Genomic DNA, 20,305 nt, shown 5'->3' with positions numbered 1-20,305 from the left:
CAGCCCCACCTTCCCCGCCACCGGAGCGTCCCGCCGCACGATCACCCGGTTCTCGACGTCCACGGTCAGTTCGGGATGCGCGACGGCCATGCCCCTCAGCGCGTCGGCGACCACGGTCTCAGGGACGTTGATCAGCATCTTCATGGGGGTCTCCTGGTGAGCCTAGAAGGTGGCCCTCTGGCTTGCGTCATGCCTGCTCAGAGGGTGTTCCATTCGTTGTGGATCTTGGTGTCTCATGGTGGTCGGAAGCAGGTTGTGGCGGTAGTGACGCTGAGCTAATGCTGACTTCGGCGACGAGGCGTGAGGTCTTGTGGTGGTCGGACGAGGGTCGACTGAGAGCGCATCTGTCGAAAGTATCGACCTTGCGGCAGCGAAGGTCACGTGCGCGGACGCTCGTGGCGTAGCCGGGTCCTCGTGGGCCCCGAGGGGTGGGCCGGAATGAGCGGGCTGTGTGGACAGTGGCCGACTCCGTGAGGCCGCGGCGGGGAGGGAACGGAGCTCGTCCATGGTCTGACCGGTCGGCCGGGGCGCCGGTGGGATCGGAAGAGCCGGAGGCTTGGAGAAGCCTTGGGTGTGAGGGGAAGGTCCCGTCCGGTGCCGTGCCGTTCGCTCGGGACCATACGCACGCTCATTCCGACCCCGGCAGGGAGGCGTGCGACAGCAAACCGAGGGATCGCCGAGAGTCTGCTGGGGGTGCGCTGAGAGAGGGGTCGGCTGTCTCAGGAAGTACCACTCGGGATCACGCAGTTCTTCGGCTGTTCCTTGCCGGTGGGCCATCCCAGGCCGACGAACTTCAGGGTCCCGCGCACACCCTGGCCCGGGTTCAGTTCGACCACCGCGACCGGCTTGTCGTACGGATTCCCGCCGCTGGTCAGGCAGATCAGGCCACTCGTGCCCCTCACCCGGTGCACCGACTGGAGTTTCGACCACTCCTGGCGGACGTCCGTGAGGCTGGGCGCCTGCGCGGCGTCGTTGCCCTGTACCTCGTGCAGGGCCGTGCCGATGGTGACGAGGCCGTCGTAGACGAGCATGGTGCGGGAGTCCTCCAGGTTCGGGGTGGCGCCGAGGTCCGTGCCTGCCCTGCTCGTGCTCTTGATCAGGTCGTTGAGGGCGTCCAGGGCCGCCTTGGGCTCCGCGAGGTAGTGGGGGAGTTCGTTCGCGGTGGGCTCGCGGTCGTGGGTCGCCTTCCACCGCTTGGTCCAGGCGGCCAGTTCGGTGTCCCAGGCGGCCGGGTGCGCGGGGGCGGCGTACTGGACCGTCACCTTCGCCCCGCCGTCCTCGCCGCGCATCTGCGCCCAGTCCTTCTCTGACATGGCCTGCCGCAGCGAGGCGGCGTCGGAGCCGCTGACCAGGGTGAAGTGCCGGTCCGCGCAGGTCTGCTTGGCGAGCGTGAGTGCGAAGATCCGCAGGTGCAGGGTGCGCCCCGCGAAGTAGACGGTGTTGGCCGCGGAACCGCAGATATTGTTGGCGATCTGCTCGAACTGGCTGCCGGTCGAGCCGGCCTCGTCGATCCCCGGGGATTCGAAGGACATATCGGCGGGACCGGCCGGACCCGTCTCCTTGACCCCCCGGAACGCGCTCGCCAGCGACTCGACGTAGGCGTCCGGGCGGGTGTCGTAGACCAGCACCGTCCCGGCGTTCTCCCGGCCCCGCTCGCCGTTGAAGCTGGCCAGGGCCTCGGCCGCGTCGCCGTTGGTGGGGATGATCCGGGCCAGGCCGGGGAATCGTTGCTTCTCCCCGTCGACGTTCGCGATCCCGTCTCCGCTGATCCGGGAGGCGAGCACCGGGACGCCGTTTTCCGTCAGACGTTCCACGGCCTCCTCTGTGGCGTCGAGCGTGAGGTTGAAGCCCGTGACGGTCCGCAGCTTGTGCTTGCCGGATTCGGCCATGTCGAGCAGCGTGCTCACGACCTTGTCCTGATGGCCGTAGTTCCGCCCGGGGTTGGCCAGCACCAGCCGGATCTTGGGCACCTGGCCCTCGCCCGAGTTGGCCTGCCGCTGTCCCAGATAAGCGCCCTGGAGGTCGCTGCGCATCTGCCGCCGCAGCCCCGCCGCGTCCGACTGGAGGGGCAGCATCATCGCCACGGTGACGTGGGGCTGGTTCGCGATCCTCGTGTTCTCCTCCGAGATGGCCTTGGCCACGGCACTGATCTCCGGTGTGCCGAAGTCGTAGCCGCCGCCGTCGACGCCGATGCACTCGACGCCGATCTTCTCGATGCCGTTGTGGCAGGTGTCCGGCTTCTGCAGGGCGGGAACGCCGTATACGCAGGCGGTCACGAGCACCGCCACGCCCGCCAGCGCGTAGAGGAGCTTTCCCCACCTGGGCAGTCTGTTCCACCTGGGTATCCAGCTGGGCATCCCGGTTACCTCCTTCGGCCGAGCGCATCGGTACAGTCGCAGCGCAGCAACGGCTGCTCGTTCGCCGCCAGTTGGCTCCACTCGGTGGCTGTCGGGCCGAGTTCTCCGGCGCAGTCGAAGTCCATGGTCGACAGTTGCCTCAGCAACTGCTCCAGCGTGCGGGCCATTTCGCCCCCGGTCGGCCTGGTGCGCTCCTCGCACAGCCATACGGCGTGGAGCAGTTGGTCGACGGTGCGGCGCAGCGGCGGTCCGTCCACCCGTACCAGACCCTGGGCGCGCCTGCGGCGCTCGTCCGGCCCGCCCGGATATGGCGCCTGGGCGGTCTCCAGCAGTTCCTCGCACCACTGACGGGGGCGGCCGGGGAGGGCGGCGGCGAGGTGGCGGACCACGTCGTCGACGCCCCCGGAGACGAGGTGGTGGTTCATCCGGTGGGTCGTCACCGAGCGGAACGCACCGCCGCGCGGCTCGCTCACGGCATAGTGGTCGCGCAGCAGATGGTGGTCGGCGTACCAGACGGCACCGTCGCGCTCCAACCCGTACAGCCGGTGCACCAGCAACTGGCGCAGGCCGAAGTCCCCGATGAAATGCCGCTCGCAGCTGGGCCACCCGGTGTCGTTGAGCAGCCGCGCGACCTCATCTGCCGTCAGGCGCAGGACACGACCCGCCTGGTGATGGCGCAGCAGGACGTCCGCGCACTCCGGGTCGTGCGCCACCGACAGATGGGTGAGGAGATCGAGCCACTGGTCATGGTGCTCGTCCCGCAGCCGCACCGGCAGCTGGTCGAGGATCAGCTCCTGAAGCAGTACGTCCGTCACCGGCCGCTCGGGGGCGCCGTCCGGGTGGTGCAGCATGGCGTCCAGGATCGCCCGGTCGTTGGCATCCGTCTCCATCCGGTGGTCGGCGGCAGCGGTGGCCAGCCGGATCACCGTGTGAGGCCGTCCGCCGCTCAGCTGGGCCACGGCGGCGGTGATACGGCGGCGATGCGCACCGTCTTCCCGCTCTGCGCCCAGCTGTATTCGCTCGGTCGCCCGGCGGAGCTGGTCGCCGGTGAGGAAAGGCATCCGCAACAGGAGCACCCCGGCGGACAGCGGGCCCCGGTCCCCCTCCGGATCCCTGCGGCGGGACCAGGTGGCCGGCACCCCGTCCGCGGGCCGGAATGCCGCCACCTCCCTCGGTGGCAGACCCCCGTGCAGGAAGTCGCCGCCGTCGGCCCGGCGCGCCGTGCCCACGATGACCACGCGGTCGCGCTGCCCGCCCCGGCGGTCGGTGAGCACGGCGCGCAGCAGCCGTTCGCCCAACGGTTCTTCGGCGTGGTCCAGCAGCAGTCCCGGGCGGCCGACCCGGCCCAACCAGCCCCCCAGGCCGCCGTACGCCGCCTCCAGATCCTCACGCAGCGCCCGGAACAGAAAGCGCTCCGCGTCCCCCCGCCGCTCGTCGCCGGTCCGGAAGTCGGCGGCGAGCCTGCGCAGCCCGTGCTTGGGCTGGCCGGCCGCGCCGGGATACTCGCCGTAGATCCGGGTCAGTTCCGCCTCGCCCCGCGGCGTCAGGCGTTCGAAGAGGGAGTCGAGCAGCGCGGTGAGCGCGGCGGCCCCGTACGGGCCGAGCGTCTGTCCGGCCAGGACCTCCAGCATTTTCCGTACGGCCCCGAGGAGCGCGCCGCGCCAGAAGTCGCGCGCCCCCAGACCGAGCAGGCGCGGCTGCTGGATCAGCTCCTCGTACCGCGCGACCTCTGTACTGATCGCCTGACCGGTGTCGTCCGCGACGCCGGTCGCGATCACCGCCAGGCCCGCGAAGAACCGCGGGAAGGTGAACGCGCCGCCCGTTCCCCGCCAGGTGTGCAGCAGCCGGGCGGCCTCGACCAGGGCCTCGGTCATCGCCGAACGGGCACCGGGCTCCGGCCCGGCCCGGTCCGCGTACACCAGTGAGGCGCAGTCCAGACGGATCACCGGCACCTGGCGGGCGAAACGGTCGTGCACGGCCCGCAGCAGCCGCCCCTTGCCCATTCCCGGGCCGCCGGTGAGCAGCACCACGGGCAGGTCGGGGCCGTACAACGACTTGCGGTCGGCACCCGAGGGCGACCGCCCTAAGAGGTGTGCGAAGAAACCGTCCGCATCGAGGAGTTTCTCGAAGCCCAAGTCCTCATACACGCATCTCCCCCGTGGATGCTCTCCCGCCCCGGAGCGGGTGGCCGAAGTGGTGGATGGAGATTAGTGGAACATGAGACCTTCAGTCAGTACAACGGCCCTTACCCGAAAGGAAGTTGATGGTGGGAGCTGGGAACCCTTGGTGCGTCATGTCGTCGCTTCATGGCGCGGTGGGGACCGACGTGCCTGAGCTCCAGAGGGTATGAGTACGGCCGCCCAGCACGAAGTCGGCGCTCGGCGTGGCGTCGTACATGACGGTGTCGCCGCGGTCGGCTTCCTTCGCGTCCAGTGATGGGAACACCCTGCCCAAGATCACGCCGTCTGCGTGCACCCAGCTGAGCAGTCAGCGCCGGCCCGCCAAGATCGTCGCTTGGCGGGCCGGCGCGTCCGGGCCATGCCCCCGCTTCAGATGCAGATCACGATCTTTCCGCGTGTGCGTCCGAGCTCGGCGTGCGCGTGGGCGTCGGCGATCCGCTCGAGGGGATAGGTCTGTTCGATGCGGGGTGTGTAGCTGCCTTGCCGGCCCAGTTCCGCGGCCGCGGACAGGAGGGTGGAGTCGTTCTCCGCGTTGATCACATGCGTGCCCAGGCGCTGCCCGCCTGTGTGGTCGGCGACCGTCGCGACGCGCGTCGGGTCGCCCGTGATAGTGACGAGGTCGATCAGGGATCCGGAGGCCGCGGTGTCGAGCGCGATGTCGACGCCGTGCGGAGCGAGAGCGGAGAGGCGCTGCGCGAGGCCGGGGCCGTAGGTGGTGGGAACGGCGCCGAGAGAGGTGAGGAACTCGTGGTTGCGTTCGCCGGCTGTCCCGATCACGGTGGCACCTTGTGCCACCGCGATCTCGACTGCCGCACTGCCCACGCCTCCGGCGGCGCCTTCGACGAGAAGGGTGCGCCCCGCGAGGGAGTCGAGCGCGTTGAGGCCACGCATCGCGGTCACGGACGCGAGTCCGGCGCCCGCAGCCTGCTCATCGTTCCACGCGTCGGGGGCGTGGGCCCAGGCCGAGAGGATGACCAGCTCTGCGGTTGAGCCGGTGACACCGCCCAGCCCGAAGACGCGGTCGCCGATGCTCACCCCCTGTACTCCGTCACCGATTTCGTCGATCACGCCGGCAGCGTCGCGCCCGGGAATGGCGGGCAGTTCCAAGGGGATCAGCTGGTGCAGGGCGCCGGCGCGCAGCTTCCAGTCGATGGGATTGACGCTGGCCGCCGTGACGCGGACACGGATCTCACCAAGTCCGGGGTGGGGGTCGGGGGCCTGCTCGACAACCAGGCTCTCCGCTCCGCCGTATTCATGGAAGCGGGCTGCACGCATAATGTCCTGCCTTGCCTTTATAGGTCGAAATGAAGGTGTTCGTTCGACGCCAGTTACCTGATGAGGTGCAGATCGCCACGCCGGCAACCTTTCGGCCCGAGGCGGCCGGGTGCGGATCGGCGAGGTGGCCGAGCAGGCGGGGGGCCTCACCCGCCCGAAAGCCACGATCCTGCGCGTCGTCGGAATACCTGCCGTTGAGTCGATGCTCCGGAAGATATCCAGAAGGTTGGTCACCATCTGGATACCAAGACCGGAGACGGGAGCTCCTTGATGACGCAACGGCCACCGCTGCCACCCGACTTGTTCGACGAGCTGTGCCCCTCCTCGCTGCTACCTTTCCGCTTCGGTGACAAATGGGCATCCATGGTCGTCCGCTGCCTGGAAGACGGTCCGCGCAGATACTCCGAACTCCGCGTGCCGCTGGGCCGCGTCACCCCGAAGGCGCTCACCCAGTCGCTCCGCGGCTTGGAGCGGAACGGGTTCGTGTCACGCACGGTGTACGCCGACCCCAAACTGCGGGTGGAGTACGCGCTGACACCGCTGGGCCGCAGCACGCTGGAGCCGCTGGCCGCCGCGTGCCGATGGGCGACCGAGCACTGGGACGAGCTGCTCGACGCACGCGAGGGCGGCATCTCCTCCATCGGCTGACTCGAACCTGCGTTGGCGCAGGCCGCACCGGACGAGCCGCACCTCTGTGTTGACGGTCCTGAACGAGGGCGGCAGCTTCCTCACGCTCGGCGTCCGTGCGTAGTGGTGCACCTCGTACAGGGCGACCAGGGGCACCGGGGCGAACGATGCGGCAGCCGGTTGCTCCTCGCGGACCACGGGTGTCGAGGGCCTGCTCGCCGCCTCGCTCCGCTCGGCAGCGTGTGGGCCTGCTCGGGCGTCAGCAGCTTCCAGCCGTTGGCCAGAACCACCAACTGGGTGGCGTCTCGCGGGCCCGTTCCAGCGAGGAGCTGGTCGAGCGCGGCGCGCGGGCTCCTTGCAGCCCGGCTTGACCAGCTGGTCGGACATCCGGCGCCTGCGCTCGGGCGACATCGGGTCGATCAGGGCCTGGTTGCCGTCATGCGGGTCGGTGGAGGGCCAGCGGTGCGCGACGGTGATCCGCGGACCGTGCCGGGCCCGGTTACGGGTCTGGGATGTCGGCCTGCTCGTACGGCCCGTACGCGCGGATCGGCATCCCGGTCGAGCGCTGTCCGTCGTCCGCGCCGCAGGAGCGGCGCGGAACGGCTGACCGGAAGGCCGGACGCACTGAGCGCCGGGCTGCCCCGGCAGCGGGTCAGCCGGAGATCCGGCGTGGGCCGTGGGTGGGTTCGGGATGGGGTGTTGCGGCGATCCATTGGGCGAGGGAGGCCAGTGTGGTTTCGGCGCTGTCCGCCATGTAGTCGCGCAGCGCGTCGAGGTCGCTGCGAGTGGTGCCCAGCACGGGGTCGAGGCGCAGGAGTTGCCAGGACTGCTGGACGACGGTCCCGCGTCCCTGGGGTCGGAAGGTCCAGCTCCATCGCACGATGCCGTCCTCGGCGCCGCCGACGACAAACGTGAAGGCGGTGCCGGGGTCGGCCCGCACGATCTGGGAGCGAGTGGTCCACTGCCTGCCGTCCTTGTGGTTGCGGCCGCTGAACCAGGCGCCGACCCGGGGCCCCGCATCCTGGTCGAAGGCGACATCGGTGGCGTTGGGGCTCCACCGGCGGATCGCGGGCACGTCGCTGACGAGGTCGTAGACCCGGGCGGGGGTGGCGTCGACCCACGCGCGTCTGGTGAAGGCGAAATCCGCCGCGTTCAGGGTCTCGAAGGGGTCATGTGCGCGGGCGGCGGTACTCAAAGGGTCCTCCTGGATGAGCGGCGGGGTGAGGCCCACTTCATCGCGGCCCGGACCGGCGAGCCAGACCCGCTGGTGCCTATCCATGGCGGGGAGAGGCTGTGTGCTGCGGGCCGTCTCATACTCAGAGCCATGAACGGGAAATCACAGCTCGGGGACTTCCTGCAGACGCGGCGCTCCCAGCTGAGCCCCGATGAGGCGGGGGTGCCCACCTACGGTGAGCGTCGGCGTGTGCCGGGGCTTCGCCGCGAGGAGTTGGCGCTGGCGGCGGGGGTGAGCGCCTCCTACTACGCCCGGCTGGAACAGGGACACTCGCTCAACGCCTCACCGGAGGTGCTGGACGCGATCGCCCGGGCCCTGCGGCTGGACGAGTCCGAACGCCGGCACCTGCACGACCTGGCCCGGTCGGCCAAACCCCACAAGCGGCGCCGCCCCGCACCGGAGCGCGTGACGCAGGCCGCCACCCAACTGCTGGACGCGCTCGGGCACGTCCCCGCGATCGTGATCGGCCGGCGCAGCGACGTCCTGGCGTGGAACCGGCTGGGTCACGCGCTGTTCGCCGGGCATCTCGACCCCGGCGCCCCGGACATTCCGGCGCAGCGCCCCAACATGGCCAGGCTGGTGTTCCTCGACGCCCACACCCGCGACCTGTACGCAGACTGGCCGAGCAAGGCCAGGGCGGTGGTGGGGAACCTGCGGCTGGTGGCGGGCAAGTACCCGCAGGACGCAGCACTGCACACGCTGCTGGGTGAACTGAGCGCACGGAGTGAGGACTTCGCGTCCATGTGGGCCGATCACCGGGTCAAGGCGTGCGCGGTCGCCGAGTACGAGATGCAGCACCCGCTGGTCGGTTCGCTGACCGTCACGCAGCAGACTTGGAGCCAGGAGCCGGGGCCCAGCATCGTGGCTGCCACCGCCGCGGCCGGCACACCCTCGCGAGTCGCCCTGGACCTCCTCGCCCAGGCCGTCGCCCAGACCGCCCCCGCCCGTTCGGACAGCCGTCTCAGCACCGGCTGACACCGCACCCCTCCCTCCGGTCGGCCCGCACGTGCCCGCGGGCCGGTCCCGGCCGGGCAACCATCCACCCCATGCGTAGGCGTGCCGCTTCCGCATGCCCGAAAAGCAGTGAAGGAACCCCGTGTTCACCAAGCTCCCCAAGTCCGTGATCCTAGCCGCCGCTGCGATCGCGGTCGCGATGGCCGCTCCGGCCCCGGCATCCGCCGCCGCGCCGCCGCTCGACCACGCGCGTACCGCCGTCCACTTCGACCTGGCCAGGGGCCGGACACCGGAGAACATCGCGCTGGCCTCGGACGGCACCGCTTACATCACCTTCGCCAAGGCCCGTCAGATCGCCGCGGTCTCCCGCCGCGGTGACGTCCGGATCCTGGCCACCCTGCCCGCACCCGCCGACGGCGGCGTGCGCACCCCGGCCCTGGGCTTCCCGCTGACTACCGGCATCGTCCGAGCCCACGACGGCACCCTGTACTTCCTCTACGCCACCGGCACCGCGGACCTGACCGGCGTATGGCGCCTGCGGCCGGGTGGCCGACCGCAGCGCATCGCCGCACTGCCCGCCACCGGCCTGCCCAACGGTCTGGCCCTGGACGCCCGCACCCGCACGCTGTATGTCACCGACTCCGCCCTCGGAACCATCTGGCGTGTGCCCGCCTCCGGCGGCACCGCCACCGCCTGGTCCACCGACCCGGCACTGGCCCCCGCCGGATTCCTCGGCGCCAACGGCCTGAAGATCCACAACGGGGCGGTCTGGGCCACCAACCTCGACGAGGGCACCATCGTCCGCATCCCGATCCTCCCCGGACAACGCGCCGGCACCGCCCAGGTCACCGCCACCGGTCTGACGGGGATCGACGACTTCGCCTTCACGAGCCGTGGCGACGACCAGATCATCGCCGCCCTCAACACCGTCAACGAGGTCGCCCTGATCAGGCCCGACGGCACTCGGACCACCGTCCTGACCGCCGCCGACGGCCTCCAGGGCCCCACCTCCATCGCCCTGCGCGGCAACACCGTCCACGTCCTGAGCGCTGCCTACCTCACCGCGAAGGACCCCAACCTCCTCCGCGCCCGACTGGGCCGCTGAACCCCGCTCGGCACCCAGGCGCACACCGGCCTGGGGAGCACACCGGTTCCGCGGACCGGCCCCGACCAAACTTGCACTCCACCGAGACCCCATGCACGACGTGCGCGATATCACCGTGGGTGATGTCACCATCACCCGGATCGAGGCCTCCGCTCCACCCTGATAGCGGGCGTAGAGGAAGTGGCCGGTTGCACGAGAGCCGGAGCCTGGGCCGTCCCATTGCCGCGTACGTGCGCGAGGCCACCGGTTCGGACCGCCGGGCGTATGAGTCCCGTCAAAGGTGTGGGGTCCGCCGTATGAGACGCGTCAAGGAACGCGGGATCCGGCCAGAAGGGCGGTTTCCTCTAATCGTCCGTTCCACCCGAACCTCACTCCAGGAGTTCGCGATGGCCGATCTGGCCTTCGTCGTCACCACAGTCGCGGTGTTCGCGCTCGTGGCCCTCGTCGCCAAAGGGGTGACGAAGCTGTGACCGCCGAGAACATGGTCGGCCTGATCGTGGCCGTCGCCCTGCTGGGCTACCTCGTCCTCGCCCTGATCTTCCCGGAGAGGTTCTGAGATCGCCATGGGCCCCGTCCTCGCCGGCGTGCTCCAGCTGCTCGCGCTCATAGCGGCGCTCGCGCTCGCCTACGTCCCCCTCGGCAACCACATGGCCAAGGTCTACTCCTCCGACAAGCACTGGCGCGTGGAGAAGTGGATCTACAAGGGCATCGGTGCCGACCCGAACACCGAGATGCGCTGGCCGGCCTACCTGCGCGGTGTCCTCGCCTTCTCGGCGGTGGGCGTCCTCTTCCTCTATCTGCTCCAGCGGCTGCAGGGCGTGCTGCCCGGTTCGCTCGGCTTCAAGGCGATCGACCCGGACCAGGCGTTCAACACCGCCGCGTCCTTCGTCACGAACACCAACTGGCAGTCGTACTACGGCGAGCAGGCCATGGGCCACGTCGTACAGACCGCCGGTCTGGCCGTGCAGAACTTCGTCTCCGCGGCCGTCGGCATCGCGGTGGCGGTGGCGCTGGTCCGGGGCTTCGCCCGGTCCCGGACCGGTGAGCTCGGCAACTTCTGGTCGGACCTGGTGCGCGGTGTGACCCGCATCCTGCTGCCGCTCTCCGTCGTCGCCGCGATCGTACTGGTCGCCTGCGGCGCCATCCAGAACTTCTCCGGTATCCACGAGGTCGGCCAGTTCATGGGCGGCGACCAGCAGTGGAACGGCGGGGCGGTCGCCTCGCAGGAGGCCATCAAGGAGATCGGCACCAACGGTGGCGGCTACTTCAACGCCAACAGCGCGCACCCGTTCGAGAACCCGACACCGTTCACGAACCTCTTCGAGATCTTCCTTCTGCTGGTCATCCCGTTCGCGCTGACCCGCACCTTCGGCATCATGGTCGGCTCCGTCAAGCAGGGCTACGCGATCCTCGCCACCATGGGCACCATCTGGGTCGGCTTCATCGCGCTGATGATGTGGACCGAGTTCGCGCACCACGGACCGGCGTTCCAGATGGCCGGGGGTGCGATGGAGGGCAAGGAGACCCGCATCGGGGTCGGCGCCTCGTCGATCTTCGCGGTGTCCACCACGCTCACCTCGACCGGCGCCGTGGACTCCTTCCACTCCTCCTTCACCGGGCTGGGCGGCGGCATCACGATGCTCGGCATGCAGCTCGGCGAGATCGCGCCCGGCGGCACCGGCTCCGGCCTCTACGGCATGTTGATCATGGCGGTCATCGCGGTGTTCATCGCCGGCCTGATGGTCGGCCGCACGCCCGAGTACCTGGGCAAGAAGATCGGCACCCGCGAGATCAAGTTCGCGGCCTGCTACATCCTGATCACCCCGGCCCTGGTGCTCATCTTCACCGCTGTCGCGATGGCGCTGCCGACCCCGGGCCATTCGATGACCAACAGCGGCGCGCACGGATTCTCCGAGATCCTCTACGCCTACACGTCCGCCTCCAACAACAACGGCTCGGCGTTCGCCGGCCTGAACGCGGACACGCAGTGGTTCAACAGCACCCTGGGCCTGGCGATGATCCTGGGCCGGTTCCTGCCGATGGTGTTCGTGCTGGCGCTGGCGGGCTCGCTCGCCGAGCAGAAGCCGGTACCGGCCACCGCGGGCACGTTGCGCACCGAGAAGCCGCTGTTCACGGGTCTTCTGGTGGGTGCGATCCTGATCATCACCGGTCTGACCTACTTCCCGGCTCTCGCGCTGGGACCGCTCGCCGAGGGGCTGGCGTCATGACGACCGACGTAACGAAGCAAGAAGACCCGATGCCCACAGCCACTCCCACCCGGGCACCCCACCAGGACGTCCCCACCGGTCACAAGGAGAGCAGGGTCGGCGCGGGCCTTTTCGACCCGAAGCAGTTGCTGAAATCGCTGCCGGCCGCTCTGCGCAAGACCGACCCGCGGGTGATGGTCAAGTCACCCGTGATGTTCGTGGTGTGGATCGGGTCCGTACTGACGACGGTGTTCTCCTTCAAGGATCCGGGCGACTGGTTCGGCTGGACGATCAGCGCCTGGCTCTGGCTCACCGTGATCTTCGCCAATCTGGCGGAGGCGGTCGCCGAGGGCCGGGGCAAGGCCCAGGCCGACACCCTGCGCAGGGCCAAGACCGACACGGTGGCCCGACGGCTCGTTGGCGAGTCCGAGGAGCAGGTGCCAGGCACCGAACTGCGTATCGGCGACCGGGTCGTCTGCGAGGCGGGTGACGTCATCCCCGGCGACGGTGACGTCGTCGAGGGCGTGGCCTCCGTCGACGAGTCGGCGATCACCGGCGAGTCGGCCCCCGTCATCCGCGAGTCCGGCGGTGACCGGTCCGCCGTCACCGGCGGCACGAAGGTGCTCTCCGACCGGATCGTCGTCAAGATCACGACGAAGCCGGGGGAGACCTTCATCGACCGGATGATCAACCTGGTCGAGGGCGCCGCACGGCAGAAGACGCCCAACGAGATCGCGCTGAACATCCTGCTCGCCTCGCTGACCATCGTCTTCCTGCTGGCGGTGGCCACCTTGCCGCCGCTCGCGGACTACGCGGGCACCCACCTGAACATGGTCGTGCTGGTGGCCCTCCTGGTCTGTCTGATCCCGACCACGATCGGCGCCCTGCTCTCCGCGATCGGCATCGCGGGCATGGACCGGCTGGTGCAGCGCAACGTGCTCGCCATGTCGGGGCGCGCGGTCGAGGCGGCCGGTGACGTCTCCACCCTGCTGCTCGACAAGACCGGCACCATCACGTTGGGCAACCGGCAGGCGTCCGAGTTCGTGCCGGTGGGCGGGACGACGGAGGCCGAACTCGCCGACGCCGCCCAGCTGTCGTCGCTGGCCGACGAGACACCCGAGGGCCGCTCCATCGTCGTACTGGCGAAGGAGAATCACGGGCTGCGCGAGCGCCACCAGGGCGAGCTGTTCGGTGCCGAGTGGATCCCCTTCACCGCGCAGACCCGCATGTCGGGCGTGGACGTCGACGGGCGCAGGATCCGCAAGGGCGCCGCCGGTTCGGTCGTCGCCTGGGTGAAGGAGCAGGAGGGTACGGTCGCCGACGACGCCGACACGATCTCCAACCGGATCTCCCAGGCCGGCGGCACCCCGCTGCTCGTCGCGGTCGAGGACGAGCAGGGCGCCCGTGTTCTCGGCGTCATCCACCTCAAGGACGTCGTCAAGGACGGCATGCGGGAGCGGTTCGATGAGCTGCGCCGCATGGGCATCAAGACAATCATGATCACGGGCGACAACCCGCTGACGGCCAAGGCGATCGCCGAGGAGGCCGGCGTCGACGACTTCCTCGCGGAGGCCACCCCCGAGGACAAGATGGCGCTCATCAAGCGGGAGCAGGCGGGCGGCAAGCTCGTCGCGATGACCGGCGACGGCACCAACGACGCACCCGCGCTGGCCCAGGCGGATGTCGGCGTGGCGATGAACACCGGCACGTCGGCCGCCAAGGAGGCCGGCAACATGGTCGACCTCGACTCCAACCCGACCAAACTCATCGAGATCGTCGAGATCGGTAAGCAACTCCTCATCACACGGGGCGCGTTGACGACGTTCTCCATCGCCAACGACGTCGCCAAGTACTTCGCGATCATCCCGGCGCTGTTCGCCGCGGTCTACCCGGGCCTGGACAAGCTCAACATCATGGGCCTGTCCTCACCGGACTCCGCCATTCTCTCCGCCGTCATCTTCAACGCGCTGATCATCATCGCGCTGGTCCCGCTCTCCCTGAAGGGCGTGCAGTACCGGCCCGTCAGCGCCGACAAGATGCTCCGGCGCAACCTGACGATCTACGGCCTGGGCGGCCTGATCGCCCCCTTCGTCGGCATCAAGCTCATCGACCTGCTCATCTCCCTCATCCCCGGGATCGGCTGAAGGCCATGAACAACTCCGTAACCAACACCGCCCGGTTGCTCTGGGCGGGCCTGCGAGCGCTGCTCGTGCTGACCCTGGTGACCGGCGTCATCTACCCGCTGGTCGTCACCGGTATCGCCCAGGGATTGTTCCGCGACCAGGCCAACGGCTCCGAGATCACATCGGACGGCAAGGTCGTCGGCTCGTCCCTCATCGGGCAGTCGTACAACCTGCCGCTCAAGAAGGGCCAGGAGACCCCGATGCCGGACCTGAAGTGGTTCCAGGGGCGTCCGCAGAACGGCCTCGGCACCAACAGCGTCAACACCCGGTACAGCCTGATTCTGTCCGGCGCCACCAACCGGTCCGCCGACAACGAGGACCTGGTCGACTGGGTGACCGCCGCCAAGGCCGCCGTCGTCAAGGACAATTCGGTGAACGGCTACACCGTGAAGCCGTCCGAGGTGCCCGCCGACGCGGTGACCTCCTCCGGTTCCGGCCTCGACCCGGACATCTCCCCGCAGTACGCGGACATCCAGGTCCACCGGGTCGCCGAGAAGAACGGCCTCCCCGTGGACCGGGTGGAGAAGCTGGTCGATGACCACACCGAGGGCCGCACCCTCGGCTTCATGGGCGAGCCGCGAGTGAACGTCCTGGAGCTCAACACCGCGCTCAGGGAACTCCTGGCGAAGAGCTGATGGCATTACACGTCCCACGGGGGAGTCGGCGGTCCGGGAGCGATCCGGGCCGGCCGACTCCCGCCGTCATCGAGCCGGCAGGGCCCGACGACGTACGACAGGAAAGGCGAACTCCCATGACACGGGTGCTGGTGGTGGAGGACGACCCGCAGCTCGTGCGGGCCCTCGTCATCAATCTCCAGGCACGCCGGTACGGGGTCGACGCGGCCCCCGACGGCACCACCGCTCTCCGGCTCGCCGCCGCGCGTCAGCCCGACGTGGTCCTGCTCGATCTCGGACTGCCCGACATGAACGGCGTCGATGTCATCAAGGGTCTGCGTGGCTGGACCCGTGTACCCATTCTGGTGCTGTCCGCCCGGCAGGGGTCCGACGAGAAGGTCGCCGCGCTCGACGCAGGTGCCGACGACTACATCACCAAGCCGTTCAGCATGAACGAACTGCTCGCCCGGCTGCGGGCCGCCGTCCGCCGCACCGAGGAGGCACCGCTCGAACCCGGTACGACGCTCGTCGAGACCGCCGGCTTCACCATCGACCTGCTGGCCAAGAAGGCCGTACGGGGCGATCACGACGTACGGCTCACGCCCACCGAGTGGCACCTGCTGGAGATCCTGGTCACCAACCCCGGACGGCTCATCTCGCAGAAGCACCTGCTCCTGGAAGTCTGGGGCGCCTCCGAGAGCAACAAGACCAACTACCTGCGGGTCTACATGGCCCAGCTGCGGCGCAAACTGGAAACAGACCCCGCCCACCCCCGCTACCTCATCACCGAGCCCGGCATGGGCTACCGCTTCGAAGGATGAACATGGCACGCGGCAAGCTCCGGATCTACCTCGGCGCGGCCCCCGGCGTCGGCAAGACCTACGCCATGCTCTCCGAGGCGCACCGACGCGTGGAGCGGGGAACCGACTGCGTGGTCGCCTTCGTGGAGCACCACCACCGGCCGCGCACCGAGGTCATGCTGCACGGCCTGGAGCAGATCCCGCGCAAGGAACTGGCCTACCGGGACAGCACGTTCACGGAGATGGACGTGGAGGCGGTCCTCGCGCGCCGCCCCCAAGTGGCGCTGGTGGACGAACTGGCTCATACCAACATTCCCGGCTCGCGCAACGACAAGCGCTGGCAGGACGTGGAGGAACTGCTCGCCGCCGGTATCGACGTCGTCTCGACGGTCAACATCCAGCACCTGGAGTCGCTCGGTGACGTCGTGGAGTCGATCACCGGCGTACGGCAGCGGGAGACCGTGCCGGACGAGGTCGTACGCCGGGCCGACCAGATCGAACTGGTCGACATGTCCCCGCAGGCGCTGCGCCGACGCATGGCGCACGGCAACATCTACAAGTCCGACAAGGTCGACGCGGCCCTGTCCAACTACTTCCGGCCCGGCAACCTCACGGCCCTGCGCGAGCTGGCGCTGCTGTGGGTGGCCGACCGGGTCGACGCCTATCTGACCGAGTACCGCAGCGAGCACCGGGTCTCCGCGATCTGGGGCTCGCGCGAGCGGATCGTCGTCGGCCTGACCGGCGGCCCCGAGGGCCGCACGCTGATCCGCCGCGCGTCCCGGCTGGCAGAGAAGGGGGCGGGCGGCGAGGTGCTGGCCGTCTACATCTCGCGCAGCGACGGCCTGACCGCTGCCTCCCCGAAGGAACTGGCCGTCCAGCGCACCCTCGTCGAGGACCTCGGCGGCACCTTCCACCACGTCGTCGGCGACGACATACCGGTCGCGCTCCTCGACTTCTCGCGCGGGGTCAACGCCACCCAGATCGTCCTCGGCGTATCCAGGCGCAAGGGATGGCAGTACGTCTTCGGACCGGGCGTCGGTGCCACGGTCGCCCGCGAATCCGGGCCGGACCTCGACGTGCACCTCATCACCCACGACGAGGTCGGCAAGGGACGAGGACTTCCGGTCGCCCGCGGCGCACGCCTCGGCCGGTCCCGCCTGATCTGGGGCCGGCTCGCCGGCCTCGGCGGACCCCTCCTGCTGACCTGGGTGCTGAGCAGCCTGTTCCCCAACGTCGGGCTCGCCAACGACATGCTGCTCTTCCTGGCCATGACGGTGGCGGCGGCCCTGCTGGGAGGCCTCTTCCCCGCCCTGGCCTCGGCGGCGACCGGTTCCCTGCTGCTGAACTGGTACTTCACCCCGCCCGTGCACACCCTCACCATCGCCGACCCGAAGAACATCGTCGCCATAGCCATATTCGTCGGGGTCGCCGTCTCCGTGGCCTCCGTCGTCGACCTGGCCGCCCGCCGCACCCACCAGGCGGCGCGGCTGCGTGCCGAGTCCGAGATCCTTTCCTTCCTGGCCGGCAACGTCCTGCGCGGCGAGACCAGCCTGGAAGCGCTCCTCGAACGCGTCCGCGAGACCTTCGGCATGGAGTCGGTGGCTCTCCTGGAGCGCGAGAGTGACGTGGCGCCCTGGACCTGCGCCGGCAGCGTGGGCCCGCGGCCCTGCGCGGTCCCCGACGACGCGGACGTCGACGTACCGGTCGGCGACCATATGGCGCTGGCCCTGACCGGACGCGTCCTGCCGGCCGAGGACCGGCGAGTGCTCGCGGCCTTCGCCGCACAGGCCGTCGTCGTCCTGGACCGTCGCAGGCTCCAGGAGGAAGCCGACCGGGCTCGGGCGCTGGCCGAGGGCAACCGCATCCGCACCGCCCTGCTGGCCGCTGTCAGCCACGACCTGCGTACCCCGCTGGCCGGGATCAAGGCCGCGGTCACCTCCCTGCGCTCCGACGACGTCGAGTGGTCGCAGCAGGACCAGGCGGACCTGCTGGAGGCCATCGAGGACGGCGCCGACCGCCTCGACCACCTCGTCGGCAACCTCCTCGACATGTCCCGCCTCCAGACCGGCACGGTCAGCCCGATCATCCGCGAGACCGACCTCGACGAGGTAGTGCCCATGGCGCTCGGCGGTGTACCCGATGCCGGCGTGGAACTCGACATCCCGGAAACCCTGCCCATGGTCGACGTCGACCGGGGACTCCTGGAACGGTCCGTCGCCAACATCGTCGAGAACGCGGTGAAATACAGTCCGGCGGACACCCCCGTACTGGTGTCGGCGAGCGCCATCGCGGACCGGGTGGAGGTGCGCGTCGTGGACCGCGGTCCGGGCGTCCCCGACGAAGCCAAGGACCGCATCTTCGAACCCTTCCAGCGCTACGGCGACTCCCCGCGCGGCAATGGCGTCGGCCTCGGCCTCGCGGTCGCCCGCGGCTTCGCCGAGGCCATCGGCGGCACCCTGCACGCCGAAGACACGCCGGGCGGCGGCCTCACCATGGTGCTGAGCCTGCCAAGGGCGGCGAGCCTGTCTTCGGCATCGGCATCGGCATCGGACCTGCCGGCCGCGGCCACGTCCTGAGGCAGGCGCGTGAAGAGGGGCCCTTCCCGTCACTTGGGGTCCCTGTCCATGGGTCGGATGGCGTCACATGATGTCGCGAGTGGCGCGGCTTGGTGCCATCCGGTGTCGCCTGGCGCCGTTCCCTGCTCCCAAAGGCTCATTGGCGAGCAGGGCGCCACCCTGACTCAGGTGGGCGCCAGTATGTTTTCGCAGCTCAGAGTGGTTGCGTGAGCTGGCTGATCCAGGTGTGTCGCCGCACGGCTTGCATGTGGCGCCATGGTGGTGCCATCATGGCGCCATGGACCTGACTCCGTATGTCGACTCCCTCCGCCGTGAACTCGCGGTGGCCGCCGAAGCCGGCGGCGACGAAGCCCGCCAGCTGGCAGAGAGGCTCACCGCTCCTCTGGAGTCGGCGACTCGGCTGACCTTGCTCAATGTGCTGTCCGCCGCGATGGACGAGATCACCCGCGAACTCGCCCCCGGCTCGGTCGACGTACGGTTGCGCGGGCTCGATCCCGACTTCGTGGTGACGCCCCCGCCCATCTACGGCGGCGCCCTCGCGGAGCCCGCCGCGCCCGTCGAACCACTCAGGACCCTGGCCCCCGCTGAAGGCGACGAGGGCGGCACCGCCCGCGTCAACCTGCGGCTGCCGACCCACCTCAAGTCCCGCGCCGAGGAGGCCGCGACCCGCGAGGGTCTGTCGGTCAACGCGTGGCTGGTGCGCGCCGTCTCGGCCGCGGTCGACGGCGGCACCCGGCCACGTACGACGGAGAAGACCCAGAACGTCGGACAGAGCTTCACGGGCTGGGTGCGCTAACCGCGCCACCGCCCGCACCCCCAGCAAAAGCACAGCACCCACACCACGTCCCACCAGCGGGGACGCTCCGAAGACTCAAGAGGACGGGACAGCCATGCCTTCTTTCGACACTCCCGAACCGATCTCGGTCACCGCCTACGTGTACGCCGGTTCCCTCCAGTTCACCGCGGGCGACCGCCTCGACACCGTCGTCGAGGTGCGGCCCCGCGACCCGAAGAAGGACCTGGACGTACGGGCGGCCGACCAGACCGAGGTCGCCTACGCGAGCGGCACCCTGACCGTCACCACGCCCAAGGCCAATCTGCTCGGGCGCGGCGGCACCGTCGACGTGACGGTGGAACTGCCCACGGGCTCGAACATCGACGTGACCGGCGCCGGGGCCAGGGTGCTCGGCGAGGGCCGGCTCGGCGAGGTCCGCGTGAAGACCTCGGCCGGCGACGTCCGCCTCGACACCACCGGCCCGCTGCAACTGAAGGCGTCGCACGGCTCGACCATCGTCGACCGGGTCGAAGGCATGGCCGAGATCACCAGCAGCACCGGCGACGTGCGCGTCGGCCTCGTCGACGGCCCCGCCGTCCTGAAGAACTCGCACGGCGCCACGACCGTCGGCGCCGTGACCGGCGAACTGCGAGTGAACGGCGCCAACGGCGCCATCGACATCAGGCGCGCAGAGGCGTCGGTCACCGGCACCACCACCAACGGCCTCCTTCGCGTCGCCGAAGTCGCCCGTGGCACCGTCCAGTTGGAGACCTCCAACGGCTCCATCGAGGTCGGCATCCGTGAGGGCGCCGCCGCCTGGCTCGACGTCAGCTCCAACCGCGGTCAGGTACGCAACGCGCTCGCCGCGTCCGAGGCCCCGGAGCAGACCGAGGACACCGTCAAGGTCCGCGCACGGACCAACTGGGGCAACATCGATGTCCTCCGCGCCAAGGGCTGAGCCCTGGCCCCGAGAACTCGCCCCTCATCCCAGTCACTTCACCCTTCGAAGGGGAGGACCACATGCCTTCATCTGTCATGCCCGCGTCCAGTCGAGGGGACGGTCCCGCGTCGCCGCCCGCCGTCTCCGCCCTCGGTCTGCGCAAGTCGTACGGCGACAAGACCGTCCTCGACGGCATCGATCTGCACATCCCGGCCGGGTCCGTCTTCGCGCTGCTCGGCCCGAACGGGGCCGGCAAGACCACCGTCGTGAAGATCCTGTCCACGCTCATCACCGCCGACAGCGGGCAGGCCCAGGTCGCGGGCCATGACGTCGCCGCGTCACCTGACGGCGTGCGGGCGGCGATCGGTGTGACGGGTCAGTTCTCCGCCGTCGACGGCCTGATCACCGGCGAGGAGAACATGTTCCTCATGGCGGACCTGCACCACCTCCCCAAGAGCGAGGGGCGGAAGGTGGCCGC

At 69.7% G+C, this 20,305-nt stretch carries 17 protein-coding genes and 1 pseudogene; 13 read left to right on the top strand and 5 right to left on the bottom strand.

What is annotated here, in order from left to right:
- The 4 genes and pseudogenes from BZL64_RS39150 to BZL64_RS25750 form a co-directional block, all read right to left on the bottom strand.
- A pseudogene (locus tag BZL64_RS39150) lies at positions 1-144 on the bottom strand (dihydroxyacetone kinase subunit DhaK); the annotation flags it as partial.
- Between the two features lie 575 nt (positions 145-719).
- A complete protein-coding gene (locus BZL64_RS25760) occupies positions 720-2,357 on the bottom strand; it encodes a type 1 periplasmic-binding domain-containing protein (protein WP_086771578.1) in 1,638 nt (545 codons plus the stop codon).
- 5 nt (positions 2,358-2,362) lie between these two features.
- Positions 2,363-4,504, bottom strand: coding sequence for a nucleotidyltransferase family protein (locus BZL64_RS25755; protein ID WP_086771577.1), 2,142 nt, complete (start codon positions 4,502-4,504; stop codon positions 2,363-2,365).
- Between the two features lie 402 nt (positions 4,505-4,906).
- Positions 4,907-5,812: an NADP-dependent oxidoreductase gene (locus tag BZL64_RS25750; RefSeq protein WP_086771576.1), complete on the bottom strand. Its 906-nt coding sequence runs from the start codon at positions 5,810-5,812 to the stop codon at positions 4,907-4,909.
- Between the two features lie 270 nt (positions 5,813-6,082).
- On the opposite strand from BZL64_RS25750, the gene BZL64_RS25745 reads away from it, so the two are divergent.
- Positions 6,083-6,460 (top strand): winged helix-turn-helix transcriptional regulator, encoded by a 378-nt coding sequence (locus tag BZL64_RS25745; protein ID WP_086771575.1) that lies wholly within the window; start codon positions 6,083-6,085, stop codon positions 6,458-6,460.
- A 631-nt stretch (positions 6,461-7,091) separates the two neighbouring features.
- On the opposite strand, the gene BZL64_RS25740 is transcribed toward BZL64_RS25745, so the two are convergent.
- Positions 7,092-7,718 carry an SRPBCC family protein gene (locus BZL64_RS25740; RefSeq protein ID WP_086771574.1) on the bottom strand — a complete coding sequence of 209 codons (627 nt, stop codon included), beginning with the start codon at positions 7,716-7,718 and terminating at the stop codon, positions 7,092-7,094.
- Positions 7,719-7,763: 45 nt separating this feature from the next.
- Between BZL64_RS25740 and BZL64_RS25735 the strand changes: the two genes are divergently transcribed.
- The 12 genes from BZL64_RS25735 to BZL64_RS25680 form a co-directional block, all read left to right on the top strand.
- A complete protein-coding gene (locus BZL64_RS25735) occupies positions 7,764-8,648 on the top strand; it encodes a helix-turn-helix domain-containing protein (RefSeq protein WP_086771573.1) in 885 nt (294 codons plus the stop codon).
- A 121-nt stretch (positions 8,649-8,769) separates the two neighbouring features.
- Positions 8,770-9,732, top strand: coding sequence for an SMP-30/gluconolactonase/LRE family protein (locus BZL64_RS25730; protein ID WP_086771572.1), 963 nt, complete (start codon positions 8,770-8,772; stop codon positions 9,730-9,732).
- A gap of 296 nt (positions 9,733-10,028) precedes the next feature.
- The gene (locus BZL64_RS39905; RefSeq protein ID WP_158101562.1) at positions 10,029-10,202 is read left to right on the top strand and encodes a hypothetical protein; all 174 of its coding nucleotides are present in this window, start codon (positions 10,029-10,031) and stop codon (positions 10,200-10,202) included.
- Entirely contained in the window at positions 10,199-10,288 is a 90-nt protein-coding gene (kdpF, locus tag BZL64_RS25720) for a K(+)-transporting ATPase subunit F (protein ID WP_055535527.1), read from the top strand. Before BZL64_RS39905 ends, kdpF begins: the two co-directional genes overlap by 4 nt.
- 7 nt (positions 10,289-10,295) lie before the next feature.
- The gene (gene kdpA / locus BZL64_RS25715) at positions 10,296-11,960 is read left to right on the top strand and encodes a potassium-transporting ATPase subunit KdpA (RefSeq protein WP_086771570.1); all 1,665 of its coding nucleotides are present in this window, start codon (positions 10,296-10,298) and stop codon (positions 11,958-11,960) included.
- A 29-nt stretch (positions 11,961-11,989) separates the two neighbouring features.
- Positions 11,990-14,083 (top strand): potassium-transporting ATPase subunit KdpB, encoded by a 2,094-nt coding sequence (gene kdpB, locus BZL64_RS25710; protein WP_086771569.1) that lies wholly within the window; start codon positions 11,990-11,992, stop codon positions 14,081-14,083.
- Between the two features lie 5 nt (positions 14,084-14,088).
- Positions 14,089-14,757, top strand: coding sequence for a potassium-transporting ATPase subunit C (locus BZL64_RS25705; RefSeq protein ID WP_086771568.1), 669 nt, complete (start codon positions 14,089-14,091; stop codon positions 14,755-14,757).
- 116 nt (positions 14,758-14,873) lie between these two features.
- Positions 14,874-15,557 carry a response regulator gene (locus BZL64_RS25700; RefSeq protein WP_086771567.1) on the top strand — a complete coding sequence of 228 codons (684 nt, stop codon included), beginning with the start codon at positions 14,874-14,876 and terminating at the stop codon, positions 15,555-15,557.
- Positions 15,558-15,559: 2 nt separating this feature from the next.
- Positions 15,560-18,112, top strand: a complete 2,553-nt coding sequence (locus tag BZL64_RS25695; RefSeq protein WP_086771566.1) for a sensor histidine kinase — start codon at positions 15,560-15,562, stop codon at positions 18,110-18,112.
- A gap of 277 nt (positions 18,113-18,389) precedes the next feature.
- Positions 18,390-18,908, top strand: a complete 519-nt coding sequence (locus BZL64_RS25690; RefSeq protein ID WP_086771565.1) for a toxin-antitoxin system HicB family antitoxin — start codon at positions 18,390-18,392, stop codon at positions 18,906-18,908.
- A 94-nt stretch (positions 18,909-19,002) separates the two neighbouring features.
- Positions 19,003-19,845, top strand: a complete 843-nt coding sequence (locus BZL64_RS25685) for a DUF4097 family beta strand repeat-containing protein (RefSeq protein ID WP_086771564.1) — start codon at positions 19,003-19,005, stop codon at positions 19,843-19,845.
- A gap of 62 nt (positions 19,846-19,907) precedes the next feature.
- Positions 19,908-20,305: ATP-binding cassette domain-containing protein (locus tag BZL64_RS25680; RefSeq protein WP_143663318.1), on the top strand; the 398-nt coding region annotated here is incomplete at its 3' end.

This window comes from Streptomyces bobili, assembly GCF_002154575.1.
Classification (GTDB): domain Bacteria; phylum Actinomycetota; class Actinomycetes; order Streptomycetales; family Streptomycetaceae; genus Streptomyces; species Streptomyces bobili.
This window is presented reverse-complemented; position numbering and strand designations above follow the sequence as displayed.

Bases quoted from the DNA above. Each gene is read 5' to 3' on its own strand.
- BZL64_RS25745 (WP_086771575.1), top strand. From the start codon at position 6,083: ATGACGCAACGGCCACCGCTGCCACCCGACTTGTTCGACGAGCTGTGC.
- BZL64_RS25740 (WP_086771574.1), bottom strand. From the start codon at position 7,718: ATGGATAGGCACCAGCGGGTCTGGCTCGCCGGTCCGGGCCGCGATGAA.
- BZL64_RS25760 (WP_086771578.1), bottom strand. From the start codon at position 2,357: ATGCCCAGCTGGATACCCAGGTGGAACAGACTGCCCAGGTGGGGAAAG.
- BZL64_RS25705 (WP_086771568.1), top strand. From the start codon at position 14,089: ATGAACAACTCCGTAACCAACACCGCCCGGTTGCTCTGGGCGGGCCTG.
- BZL64_RS39905 (WP_158101562.1), top strand. From the start codon at position 10,029: ATGAGACGCGTCAAGGAACGCGGGATCCGGCCAGAAGGGCGGTTTCCT.
- BZL64_RS25695 (WP_086771566.1), top strand. From the start codon at position 15,560: ATGGCACGCGGCAAGCTCCGGATCTACCTCGGCGCGGCCCCCGGCGTC.
- kdpA (WP_086771570.1), top strand. From the start codon at position 10,296: ATGGGCCCCGTCCTCGCCGGCGTGCTCCAGCTGCTCGCGCTCATAGCG.
- BZL64_RS25685 (WP_086771564.1), top strand. From the start codon at position 19,003: ATGCCTTCTTTCGACACTCCCGAACCGATCTCGGTCACCGCCTACGTG.
- BZL64_RS25690 (WP_086771565.1), top strand. From the start codon at position 18,390: ATGGACCTGACTCCGTATGTCGACTCCCTCCGCCGTGAACTCGCGGTG.
- BZL64_RS25750 (WP_086771576.1), bottom strand. From the start codon at position 5,812: ATGCGTGCAGCCCGCTTCCATGAATACGGCGGAGCGGAGAGCCTGGTT.
- BZL64_RS25735 (WP_086771573.1), top strand. From the start codon at position 7,764: ATGAACGGGAAATCACAGCTCGGGGACTTCCTGCAGACGCGGCGCTCC.
- kdpB (WP_086771569.1), top strand. From the start codon at position 11,990: ATGCCCACAGCCACTCCCACCCGGGCACCCCACCAGGACGTCCCCACC.
- BZL64_RS25700 (WP_086771567.1), top strand. From the start codon at position 14,874: ATGACACGGGTGCTGGTGGTGGAGGACGACCCGCAGCTCGTGCGGGCC.